Here is a 12473-nt window from a genome sequence, read left to right as displayed (position 1 = left end):
CATCATCCTCTCTCGCCGACCAATTTTGAAGAAACCCGCTTTTAGCGGGTTTTTTTACGTCCGAAGTTTGATGAGGATGAGAACCTCCGAAGGAGGTTTGAGCTTTACTTAGTGTCACTGTCAGTGAGATGTCTCAGATATTCTTCTCTTTATCGTTCCTGTTACTGTCACCCCCCGACAGTTTTCCCGGCTTTACTGCAGCATAAGGTTTGTGCAACAGACTTATCCTTCCCGCACTTAATTTTAGTCAAACATTTTTCTTATGCCAGAAACGTTTTTTAGATTATCCGCTTAGAATTCCGATCAATTTACAATCTGAATAAATGAATAATCAGTGAATTATCGTAAAGGAAGATTGCATAAAACCTGTTTTTTACCTTCTTTTTTAAATAGTTTTATTAACTGATTTGTTGGTATTTAATGGCTATACAAACCGGATAATGGCTTTAGTTATTGTTGTTTTTAGTGATTATGGTCAATTTATCTGGTGATAAATTTTCATGACTTTTCGCGTAGTTCTAAGAAAAAAGCTTTCCGGTTATTGACAGCTGATTACATCTGTTGACAAATTGGGAGGTACCAGAAGATCGCATTAGCAGATTATTCCGTCATTTGACCATAGTTTGGGTTTTTACCCGGGGTTTTATGGTGTGTCACGTCTGTTATAAGAAAATCTGCTGACAAAATAACGAATAACAAAAAGTAAATAACACACATCACATTTTAACGGAGCAACGAAGATGAGCAAATTCCGGTCCGGCAAAAGCTTACTGACGACGGGTTTTACTTTACTGACATTGATGCTTTCTGCTGCTGTACACGCAAAAACATTGGTCTATTGTTCTGAAGGATCTCCGGAGGGATTTAACCCGCAATTATTCACTTCGGGTACTACCTACGATGCGAGTTCGGTACCCATCTATAACCGGCTGGTTGAGTTCAAAACCGGGACCACGGAGTTACAACCCGGACTTGCCGAAAGCTGGGATGTGAGCAGTGACGGTAAGGTGTACACCTTCCATTTGCGTAAAGGTGTGAAATGGCAGAGTTCTAAAGATTTTAAACCTACCCGCGACTTCAATGCTGATGATGTGGTGTTTTCTTTTGAACGTCAGTTGGATAAAAACAATGCCTATCACAACGTTTCCGGTGGCAGTTATGAGTATTTTGAAGGCATGGATATGCCTAAACTCATTACTAAAATCGAAAAAGTTGATGATGATACTGTGCGTTTTACTCTTAGCCGTCCTGAGGCGCCTTTTATCGCAGACCTGGGCATGGACTTCGCATCGATTCTGTCAAAAGAGTATGCAGATAATATGCTGAAGGCTGGGACACCGGAAAAAGTGGATCTGAATCCGGTGGGAACAGGGCCGTTCCAGTTACTGCAGTATCAGAAAGATTCGCGGATTCTGTATAAAGCTAATCCGACATACTGGGGCCCTAAACCGAAGATTGACCGGCTGGTATTCTCGATTACCCCGGATGCCTCTGTGCGTTATGCCAAAATGCAGAAGGGTGAATGTCAGGTCATGCCTTATCCTAACCCCGCTGATATTGCCAGCATGAAAAAAGACCCGAATATCACTCTGATGGAACAGCCTGGTCTGAATGTGGGCTATCTGGCATTTAACACGCAGAAAAAGCCACTGGATGATGTCAGAGTTCGCCAGGCGCTGACGATGGCAGTGAACAAACAGGCGATTATTGATGCGGTTTATCAGGGGGCGGGTCAGGCAGCCAAAAACCTTATTCCACCGACCATGTGGAGCTATAACAGTAAGATCAAAGATTATCCGTATGACCCGGCTCAGGCCAAAGCATTGCTGAAGGAAGCCGGAATGCCGGATGGATTTACCATCGATCTCTGGGCGATGCCGGTACAACGGCCGTACAACCCTAATGCGCGGCGAATGGCAGAGATGATTCAGGCTGACTGGGCAAAAATTGGCGTAAAAGCCAATATCGTCAGCTATGAATGGGGTGAATATCTGAAAAGAGCCAAAGCCGGGGAACACCAGACGGTGATGATGGGCTGGACCGGAGACAATGGCGATCCGGATAACTTCTTTGCCACATTGTTCAGTTGTGCTGCTGCCAAAGATGGTTCTAACTATTCCCGCTGGTGTTATAAACCTTTCGAGGATCAAATACAGCCAGCAAGGTCAGAAGCTGACCATGACAAACGTATTGCTTACTACCAGCAGGCGCAGGTGATTATGCATGATCAGGTCCCGGCACTGATTATTGCTCACTCTACGGTCTATGAGCCAGTGAGCAAAAAAGTGACCGGATATGTGGTTGATCCTTTAGGTAAACACCACTTCGATAACGTCGATATTCAACAATAACAGCAACATTCAACACCCCGGGAGAGTGGAACTGCCGGGGTGCTTCGTTTTTAGTGGCGTATTTTGCGCTATTGCGGTCACCCTGCGATGGGTTGTGAGCAATGATCGCCATCTTTCAGGATGGCGGCATGAAAGAGAACTTGTTTATGCTGCAGTTTATTTTGAAACGTCTGGGGCTGGTCATCCCGACATTTATCGGTATTACCCTGCTGACTTTTGCTTTTGTCCATATGATCCCGGGCGATCCTGTGATGATCATGGCAGGAGAGCGGGGTCTCTCCCCCGAAAGACATGCACAGTTACTGGCCCAGTTTGGTCTGGACCAGCCTTTGTGGAAACAGTATCTCACCTATATCAATGGCATTATGCATGGCGACTTAGGGATCTCCCTGAAAAGTCGTATTCCTGTCTGGAATGAATTTGTCCCCCGCTTTAAGGCCACACTGGAACTGGGTATCTGCGCCATGTTATTTGCGGTAGCGGTGGGTATCCCGGTAGGCGTTCTGGCGGCAGTTAAACGGGGTTCGGTATTCGATCATACTGCTATCAGTCTGTCGCTGGCGGGTTACTCGATGCCCGTTTTTTGGTGGGGGATCATGTTGATCATGCTGGTTTCGGTAAAGCTCAATCTGACACCGGTTTCCGGACGAATTGGCGATACGGTGTTCCTTGATGATAGTCACCCGCTGACCGGTTTTGATCTAATTGATACCTTATTCTGGGGGGAACCCGGAGATTTTAAAGATGCCGTGATGCATATGATCCTGCCGGCCATTGTACTGGGCACTATCCCTCTGGCGGTTATCGTTCGAATGACCCGTTCGTCGATGCTTGAAGTCCTGGGAGAAGACTATATCCGTACCGCCAGGGCTAAAGGATTGACGCCGCTGCGGGTGATCGTCGTTCATGCATTGCGCAATGCCATGTTGCCGGTCGTTACAGTCATTGGCCTGCAGGTCGGAACGTTACTGGCGGGAGCTATCCTGACTGAAACCATCTTTTCCTGGCCTGGTCTGGGACGCTGGCTTATCGAAGCGTTACAACGCAGGGATTATCCGGTCGTTCAGGGGGGCGTGTTACTGGTGGCCTTATTGATCATACTGGTCAATTTTATTGTCGATATTCTCTACGGCGTGGTGAACCCGCGTATTCGTCATCATAAATAAGGGGGCATCATGTCTGTTGTTGAATCCGGCAGTGTGAGTGCTGCACCTAAACCCATGACGCCGTTTCAGGAGTTTTGGCACTATTTCCGCCGAAATAAAGGAGCGGTGGTCGGGCTGATATTTATTACTCTGATGTTGTTAATGGCGGTATTTGCTGGCGTTCTGGCGCCTCATCAGCCCACGGAGCAGTTTCGCGATGCTTTGCTTCACCCTCCGGTATGGCAGCAGGGGGGAGAATGGCGTTTTATTCTCGGGACTGATGATGTTGGCCGCGATATTCTCAGCCGGCTGATGTATGGCGCACGGCTGTCATTACTGGTGGGCTGCCTGGTAGTGGTACTGTCACTGGTCTCTGGCATTGTTCTCGGGCTGCTGGCAGGTTATCTGGGTGGGGTGGTGGATGCTGTCATTATGCGGCTGGTCGATATTATGCTGGCTCTGCCGAGTTTGTTACTGGCCCTGGTGTTGGTGGCTATTTTCGGTCCGTCAATGATCAATGCTTCACTGGCTCTGACCTTTGTCGCTCTGCCCCATTATGTACGGCTGACACGAGCGGCGGTACTGGCGGAAGTCCATCGTGATTATGTCACGGCATCCAAAGTTGCAGGTGCGGGGCCGTTACGTCAGATGTTTGTAAACATTCTCCCCAATTGCCTTGCTCCACTGATTGTACAGGCGTCACTCGGTTTTTCTAATGCGATTCTTGATATGGCAGCGCTGGGTTTTTTAGGAATGGGAGCTCAGCCACCCACGCCGGAATGGGGAACGATGCTATCCGATGTACTGCAATATGCACAAAGTGCCTGGTGGGTCGTTACCTTTCCGGGGGTGACTATTCTCCTGACAGTACTGGCTTTTAATCTGGTGGGTGATGGTTTACGCGATGCCCTTGATCCTAAACTGAAGCAATAAGAGGCCGCGCAATGACATTACTGAGTGTTGAGAATTTATCGGTTCATTTTGGAGACGAAAAGTCTCCGTTCCGTGCGGTCGATCGCATTAGTTATACGGTGGGGCAAGGTGAAGTGGTTGGAATCGTCGGAGAGTCCGGGTCCGGGAAATCCGTGAGTTCTCTGGCCATTATGGGGCTGATTGATTTCCCCGGAAAGGTGATTGCAAATAAACTGAGCTTCGGAAAGTCTGATCTGCAGGCCTTAAATTCCAGACAAAGGCGACAGCTGGTCGGATCGGATGTTGCTATGATTTTTCAGGATCCGATGACCAGTTTAAATCCCTGCTATAGCGTGGGTTTCCAGATTATGGAGGCGATTAAGGTACATCAGGGGGGGAGTCGCAGGGCGCGTCGGCAGCGGGCTATCGGATTACTGGAAAGCGTCGGGATTCCGGACCCGGAATCCCGACTGAATGTCTACCCTCATCAGCTCTCCGGGGGGATGAGTCAGCGGGTCATGATCGCCATGGCGATTGCCTGCCAGCCGAAACTGTTAATTGCTGATGAACCGACGACCGCTTTGGATGTCACCATCCAGGCGCAGATCATTGAATTGTTGCTGGAGTTACAACAACGACAGAATATGGCATTGATCCTGATTACCCATGACCTGGCGCTGGTGGCTGAATCCGCGAAACAGATCATAGTTATGTATGCCGGCCAGGTGGTCGAAATTGGTGCTGCAGAGGATATATTTACAGCGCCTCGTCATCCTTATACCCAGGCATTGTTACGCTCGCTGCCGGAGTTTTCAGCGGATAAAGCCCGGCTGGCATCTTTACCCGGGGTGGTACCCGGTAAATATGACCGTCCTTCCGGTTGTTTGCTTAACCCGCGCTGCCCTTATGTCACTGAGCTTTGTCGGAACGAAGAGCCTGAGTTACGTGAGATGGCTGGCCGGCAAGTGAAATGCCATTTCCCCTTAGATGATGCCGGGAGACCTGCCTGTGATAAATAAGACGTCAAATGTAACCGCCTTACTTCAGGCGAATGGGCTGAAAAAACATTATCCGGTGAGTGGTGGGATGTTTGGAAAAGAACGTCTGGTTAAAGCTCTTGATGGCGTCTCTTTTACCTTACAGCGTGGACAAACACTGGCAGTGGTGGGCGAGTCCGGGTGCGGTAAATCCACTCTCGGCCGTTTACTGACCATGATAGAAACACCCACCGCTGGTGAGCTTTTCTGGCAGGGGCAGGATCTGCTGGTGCCGGGTGCGCAGGCACAAAAATTACGTCGACAAAAAATTCAGATCATTTTTCAGAACCCCTATGGTTCTTTGAATCCCCGTAAAAAAATTAGTCAGATTCTTGAAGAACCGCTATTGATAAACACTGCTTTGACGAAGTTGCAGCGTAAAGAAAAAGTCATGGAAATGATGAGTAAAGTGGGGTTGAAAGCCGAGCATTATGATCGTTACCCACATATGTTCTCCGGAGGGCAACGGCAACGAATTGCTATCGCCCGGGGGCTGATGCTGGACCCGGAAATACTGATTGCCGATGAGCCGGTGTCTGCACTGGATGTTTCTGTGCGTGCTCAGGTACTTAACCTGATGATGGACCTACAACAGGAACTGGGATTATCCTATGTTTTCATTTCTCATGATCTGTCAGTGGTTGAACATCTGGCGGATGAAGTGATTGTCATGTATCTCGGGCGCTGTGTAGAAAAAGGCCGTAAAGCGGATGTGTTTGGTAATCCGCGTCATCCTTATACTCAGGCATTGTTATCAGCCACCCCCCGTCTCAACCAGCAAAACAAAACACGGCGGATAAAACTGACCGGTGAATTACCCAGTCCGCTGAATCCCCCTCCCGGGTGTGCTTTTGCTGCCCGTTGTCGTGAACGGATGCCATGCTGTACTGAAAGCCAGCCGTTACTGAAATCCTATGGTGATCATCAGATAGCCTGTTTCATGGTTGAACAGCAGGAATCTTCCGTTGCTTTCTGAACCTTGCAGGGCGTTCCCCTGCCTCAGGTACGAGGCAGGGGATAGTCATTTGCTGGCCGTTTCACCGTTTAGCCAGGAATTTACCGATTTCCTGAGATCCTTGATAGCGTGAATAGTGTCTTAAGATATACTTGGAAACTTACGACATCCGCCCGGAGACTACTGTGCGCGTTCAACGCTCTCTCACAATTAAGCAGATGGCAAATGTCTCCGCCGTAGCAATTGTGGTTATTTGTATTTTTATCTCAGTGCAGCTATTCCATTTTGTGCAGCAGCGCAGGATTGAGTATGCGCAGCAAATGGAAAATATTGCTCATACCATACGTCAACCTCTGTCCGAAGCGGTACTGAAAGCCGATATTCCGGCGGCTCAGCAGCTGTTAAATACGTTGAAGCCTGCCGGAGTTCTGGGGCATGCAGATATTCGTTTGCCCGACCAGCTGGATGCCTTGCAAATTGATTTTACGCATAATCAGCCGGACAAAGTTCCGGCGCTGATTGCCCGTATTTTTCAGTTGCCGGTCAGAATAACCGTTCCGCTTTATTCGACAGAGCAGTCTGGCCTGCCTAAGCCTCTGGCCTGGCTGGTTCTGGAAGCTGATTCTGTTCGCGTGTATCAGTTTATCCTAAGTACTCTGTCGACCATGGTGATTACCAGCCTGTTACTGGCGCTGGTGTTATCTGTTTCGGTCAGCTGGTTTATCAACCGTCTGATGATTCACCCGTTGCGGAATATTTGCCGTGATTTGCAGGACAATCCGGGCAGGCAATTAATGATGCCGGAAAACCACCATGATGATGAAATCGGTGTGCTGGTGCGTTCCGTCAATCAGAACCAGGCTATTGCCGATTCAGCACATGAAGAAGTTGAACGTCTGAATACTCATTTCAGGTTTACCGGGTTACCTAACCGCACACTTTTTCTGGCGCTGCTCGAGCAGTATCTGCGTCAGAAAGGTCAGGGACAGTCGGTGGGGCTGATGGTGCTGCGTATCGCGGTACTTCCCGATATTCTGAGCCCCAAAAACAAAGAGCTGTTGCAGAGACTGCTGGCCGATAAACTACGTCGTACGCTGGGATTAGGTTCTCAGCTGGCTCAGCTATCCGCCACAGATTTTGTGATGTTTTATGAGCATGGCGTGCAGCCTTTATTGCTGATGAGGCAGGCACAACTGGTCATGGACGAGCTGACACAGCCCCTGGCTCTTCAGGATATGCCGTTGCGTCCTGTGGTCAGTATTGGTCTGGCCAGCCAACATTCCGAAAATCTGAACGCTGCTGATTTTCTGGAACATGGGATTTCAGCAATGATGTCGGCCACCCGGGAAAACGGCAATCAGATAATGTTTTTTGACCCGCAAATGACCGAACGGGCAAAAGTCCGGCTGGCACAATTTCATGACATCCTGCAGGGAATTCATGAAAAAGAGTATGCACTCTATCTGCAACCGCAGGTCGATATGAACAGCGGGAAACTGGTGGGAGCAGAGGCATTATTACGCATCCGTCGTGATGACGGAAAATATTCACTGCCGGAAGACTTTATCACCACGGCGGAAGATATTGGTGTCATGCCGGAAATTGGTCGTTGGGTTTTTGAGGAGGCTTGCCGGATTCTGGCAAACTGGCAGGCTCACGGAATTATGCTGCCACTCAGTGTAAATACTTCGGCCTTACAATTGCAGGATCCGATGATGGTGAGCCATCTGCAGAATTTACTCAGTGACCTGAAAATTAACCCCGGTAGTTTTGTGCTGGAACTGACTGAAACGGCTAAAATCGATGATACCGAACGGGCGATGGAACTGCTGCGACCCATTGAAAAAACCGGTGTGTCGGTGGTTCTGGATGATTTTGGTATGGGATATTCCAACCTGCATTACCTGCACCAGTTTCGTTCTCTGCCGGTTCGCCGCCTGAAACTGGACCGCAGCTTTGTGGCCGGACTGCCTGCTGATGATACGATGGTACGCATCGTAGGTTCGATTGCCGATATTATGCAGCTGGATGTGATTGCTGAAGGTGTTGAAACGACCGAACAACGTGACTGGCTGCTGGCGAGGGGGATCCATATTGCTCAGGGATATCTTTATTCCCCGGCATTGTCGGAACAGGTGTTTAATGAACAATGGCTGGTCGCGCCGATCAGTGAAGTCTGATAAAAACCGGGGCCGTACCTGCAGGCCCCGGATTACTTTCTATCTGCTATCTCTGCTGCCTGCAGGAAATCCATGATTACCGGCCCGCCATACAATCCCCAGAGTGATTAACAGCAACAAGAGTAATACCCGAGGTATCGACTCGCTGCCGCCATGTCTGAGCAGCAGCCCGCCACATACGCCACCCAGCGCAATGGCACTGTTCCATGTCACTACATTGAGTGATAACGCCACATCAGCATGTTTTCCCGAGGCATCGGCCAGGGCTGTTTGCAGCAAAGTTGCTGCTCCGCCGAATGTCAGGCCCCACAGTGCCGTTCCGCCATAAATTGCCGGGGCTGAAGTGCCATACAGGCTAAATAACAGTGCTACCAGGGCAAACCCGGCGACCGACAGTAATACTGCCTGACGCAGATAGCGATCAACCACATATCCGGTCATCACGATGCCAGCCAGCGCTGTCAGTCCAAACACCAGTAGTACCAAATCGACCCGCGGAGCAAGACCGGCCGGGGCAATAAACGGGGTAATATAGGTATAGAGGATGTTATGAGCCAGCATCCAGCCTAACACCACCATCAGCACCGGCCGGACGCCGGGGACCAGAAGAGCAGTGCGCAGTGTGGTCTGTTGCGACTCTGACTCCGCGGCGACTTTCGGGACAGACAGCATTATCCAGCCCGTCAGGAGCAGTGATAATCCGGACATTATCGCAAATGTCAGACGCCAGCCGGCCAACTCACCCATCCAGGTGCCTGCCGGAACCCCCAGAGACAGAGCTACCGGAGTGCCAGCCATCGCAATTGCCAGCGCCCGCCCCTGTAATGATGGCGTGACTATCCTGCGGGCAAATCCAGCCAGCAGGCTCCATGCCAGGCCGGCACAGGCCCCGGCCATAAAGCGGGAGAACATAATCATTGTAACGTTTCCGGAAATGGCGGTCAGGCTGTTAAACACCAGAAAACCCAGGACGGTCAGTAATAACACCCGGTGTCCCGGCCATGAACGGGTCAGTAAGGTCAACGGGATAGCCAGCAGCAGCGAGCCAGCAGCATAGGCCGTGACCATCTGACCGGCCAGAGAAGGGGAAACCGCCAGGCTCTGGCTAATCTGCGGTAATAGCCCGGCCGGGATGGTCTCGGTCAGGATGCAGATAAATCCTGTCATCGCCAGGGCCAGCAGGGCTGAGACGGGGAGCTTTTTCGCGCCTTCCGGGGGAGATTGCATGTGTTTAGGTTCCGTTGTGCAGGGAAAGAAAAGCAGGGTTCCGACCTGAGTCAGTAGCTGCCATACGCCGGAAATTGATTATGTACCGGTTGATATATAATTAAATGCCCGGCCTCAGGTTGTCAAATAAATATGTATCGATTAGTATTTAATTAATATAAGGGGGAACCATGAAAGCCGGACGACCAAGACAATTCGACAGACAGCAAGCGGTGATCAGTGCCATGCATCTGTTCTGGCAGAATGGCTATGACGCCACATCGCTTTCTCAGCTGAAAGCGGCCATCGGAGGCGGGATTACCGCTCCCAGCTTTTATGCGGCTTTTGGTTCGAAAGAGGCTCTGTTCCGTGAAGCGGTAGAGTGCTATTTGCAAACCCATGCGCAGGTCACCGAAACGCTCTGGGATGAAAGTCTGGCACCACGTTTGGCCCTGGAAAATGCATTCAGGGGATCATTGCGGATGCAATATGAGGAAGGTCATCCACGGGGGTGTATGGTCGCTCTGGGGGTAATGTCCTGTATTGCTGAACAGGACAGGGCGATACTGGCACCTCTGACGGCTTCTCGCCAGAGAACACGGGACGGTATTCAGTTCTGTATTGACCGGGGAATCCGCAGTGGTGAACTGCAAAATACCCCCGCGACCCGGGCACTAGCCACCGTGTTTGACAGCTTTATGTTGGGGATTTCCACTCTGGCCCGCGATAATGCCCCTAAGCAGAGTATAGAGCAGGCGATTGAACAAATACTGACACTGTGGGATGCCGCGAGACTGACGGATAAGGTGTCGGAATAGCTGCGTAGTTGCCTTGCCCGTGAAACTGACGGGCAGGGATGATACTTTTTGTGCCGTCACTGTTCTGTGAAAACCGGGAGCTTTCCCGTCATTCTGCCGACGTTGGCAGCGCGTTTTTCTTTAATCATGCTATTTCCCTGAATAATTCCGATATTTTTCGCTTTTTCCTTGCCGCAGTGCCTGACTTTTGGATAATAAAGCCCGAAATTTTCTGAATGTTTTTTTACATTGTCGCGCGACATCCGGTTTTTTCTGTGGTCAAAAAAACGATGCTCTATCAAAACAGTATTCAGAAACACCGGGAATGTATGTATGGCAATGAAATGCCAGTGAAAATTATCTTTTTCACCTTTTGAATGTAGGGGTTCACATGCAGGGCACCAAATTTATGCACTGGGTGGGCGGGGCTTTCTTCGCCGTAGCCAGTTTTACGTTGCACGCTGAGGCCCTTCAGCCAGATCCTGCCTGGCAACAGGGGAAACTCAAAAATGGTTTCAGCTGGCAGGTGCTATCAACACCCCAGCGTCCGACAGACAGCATTGAATTACGGTTAGTGGTCGAGAGTGGATCACTGAACGAAAGTGCATTACAGACGGGTTACAGCCATCTGCTGACCCGGCTGGCGCTGGTTCATAACACAGCCATTAATGCCGCCACGCAGAGAAAGTTATGGCGGCAAAGTATCGATCAAAATAGTAACTTAGCGCCGGCAGTGACGTCCTATGATTTTACTCAGTACAACCTGAGCCTGCCTGCCAATCGCCCGGATTTACTCAAAGAGGCATTACAATGGTTGGCGGGTACTGCCGGCAGCATGGTGATTAACCCGCAAATGGTCAATGCCGCACTGAATGCTTCTGATCCTACGGCCAGCTGGCCTGCCAATCCCGGGGATGTCTGGTGGCGTTATCGCCTGAAAGGGTCGGCACTGCTGGCCCATGATCCACAGGCCAGCAGTGCCGTTCCGGTGGATGTTGCGCAGTTAAATAGCTTTTACCATAAATGGTATACCCCGGATGCCATGACACTGTATGTGGTCGGAAATGTAGATACCCGGGCGTTATCGGAACAGATAGGCAAAACTTTTTCGTCACTTACCGGAAAGCGCAATACTCCACCTTCGGTGGCCGTGTTACCTCCGTTAACTGATAAGGCGGTCAATCTGGTGGATAATCAGGGAGTCGGAGACCGGTTATCGCTGATTTGGGATATGCCATGGTCACCGATCACGGACTCTCATTCTTTGCAACAATACTGGTTGGGAGACCTGGCCCGTGAAGTGCTGTACTGGCACCTGCAACCTGCTGAGCCGGCAACGACGAATACCGATACCCGCTTTGGTCTGGATTGTCGCGTATTTTACCAGCGGGCTCAGTGTGGCCTGAACGTTGATACTTCTGCGGAGAACATGCCTGGTCAGGTAGACAAAGTGGCAACAGATTTTGCAAACCTGAGGAATAAGGGTCTGACTCAGAGTGAGTTCGATAGCCTGATGGCCAGAAAACTAACGGAACTGAATACGCTCTTTGCCACCTATGCGCGAACCGGAACGCAAATACTGATGTCACAACGTCTGCGTTCACAGCAGAATGCGGTGGTCGATATATCACCGGAACAGTACCAGCGTTTACGGCAGGCTTTCCTGGGAGGGTTAACCCTGGAAGCGCTGAATCACGAGCTGCATCTGCAACTGTCACAGCCGTTAAGTATGGTGCTGATTCAGCCACAGGGTGAGGCAGAAATCCCGGTCAACAGCCTGAAAACACGCTTTGACGGAATTCTAAATCCTCCCACAGGTAGTGGCGAAACCCCATCGTCGGCACCGGCAGCAAATCAGTAACGGCAGAATCAGGGCAGGTCTGTGGCGTA

The 12473-nt window shown here is 50.2% G+C and carries 9 protein-coding genes; 8 read left to right on the top strand and 1 reads right to left on the bottom strand.

Annotated features, from left to right (window positions below; genetic code table 11):
- Nucleotides 1–740 precede the first annotated feature (740 nt).
- From dppA to hmsP, 6 genes are all read left to right on the top strand, one after another.
- Nucleotides 741–2351: a dipeptide ABC transporter periplasmic-binding protein DppA gene (gene dppA / locus B3Z23_RS04235; RefSeq protein WP_294901892.1), complete on the top strand. Its 1611-nt coding sequence runs from the start codon at nucleotides 741–743 to the stop codon at nucleotides 2349–2351.
- A 146-nt stretch (nucleotides 2352–2497) separates the two neighbouring features.
- Entirely contained in the window at nucleotides 2498–3517 is a 1020-nt protein-coding gene (dppB, locus tag B3Z23_RS04230) for a dipeptide ABC transporter permease DppB (RefSeq protein ID WP_294901896.1), read from the top strand.
- 9 nt (nucleotides 3518–3526) lie between these two features.
- Nucleotides 3527–4429, top strand: a complete 903-nt coding sequence (gene dppC, locus B3Z23_RS04225) for a dipeptide ABC transporter permease DppC (protein ID WP_294901890.1) — start codon at nucleotides 3527–3529, stop codon at nucleotides 4427–4429.
- 11 nt (nucleotides 4430–4440) lie between these two features.
- Nucleotides 4441–5427, top strand: coding sequence for a dipeptide ABC transporter ATP-binding protein (dppD, locus tag B3Z23_RS04220; protein ID WP_294901888.1), 987 nt, complete (start codon nucleotides 4441–4443; stop codon nucleotides 5425–5427).
- Nucleotides 5399–6421, top strand: coding sequence for a peptide ABC transporter ATP-binding protein (locus B3Z23_RS04215; protein ID WP_414716456.1), 1023 nt, complete (start codon nucleotides 5399–5401; stop codon nucleotides 6419–6421). Before dppD ends, B3Z23_RS04215 begins: the two co-directional genes overlap by 29 nt.
- Nucleotides 6422–6585: 164 nt before the next feature.
- Nucleotides 6586–8580: a biofilm formation regulator HmsP gene (gene hmsP, locus B3Z23_RS04210; protein ID WP_294901884.1), complete on the top strand. Its 1995-nt coding sequence runs from the start codon at nucleotides 6586–6588 to the stop codon at nucleotides 8578–8580.
- Nucleotides 8581–8619: 39 nt separating this feature from the next.
- Here the strand turns inward: hmsP and B3Z23_RS04205 are convergent, their stop codons facing one another.
- On the bottom strand, nucleotides 8620–9807 hold the full coding sequence (locus tag B3Z23_RS04205; RefSeq protein WP_294901882.1) for an MFS transporter: 1188 nt from the start codon (nucleotides 9805–9807) through the stop codon (nucleotides 8620–8622).
- A gap of 170 nt (nucleotides 9808–9977) precedes the next feature.
- On the opposite strand from B3Z23_RS04205, the gene B3Z23_RS04200 reads away from it, so the two are divergent.
- Together B3Z23_RS04200 and B3Z23_RS04195 are read left to right on the top strand one after the other, a co-directional pair.
- Nucleotides 9978–10604: a TetR/AcrR family transcriptional regulator gene (locus tag B3Z23_RS04200; protein ID WP_294901880.1), complete on the top strand. Its 627-nt coding sequence runs from the start codon at nucleotides 9978–9980 to the stop codon at nucleotides 10602–10604.
- A 370-nt stretch (nucleotides 10605–10974) separates the two neighbouring features.
- Nucleotides 10975–12444, top strand: coding sequence for a M16 family metallopeptidase (locus B3Z23_RS04195; RefSeq protein WP_294901878.1), 1470 nt, complete (start codon nucleotides 10975–10977; stop codon nucleotides 12442–12444).
- Nucleotides 12445–12473: the final 29 nt, after the last annotated feature.

The organism is Tatumella sp. UBA2305 (assembly GCF_002345795.1).
In the GTDB taxonomy this organism is placed as follows: Bacteria; Pseudomonadota; Gammaproteobacteria; order Enterobacterales; family Enterobacteriaceae; genus Tatumella; species Tatumella morbirosei.
This window is presented reverse-complemented; position numbering and strand designations above follow the sequence as displayed.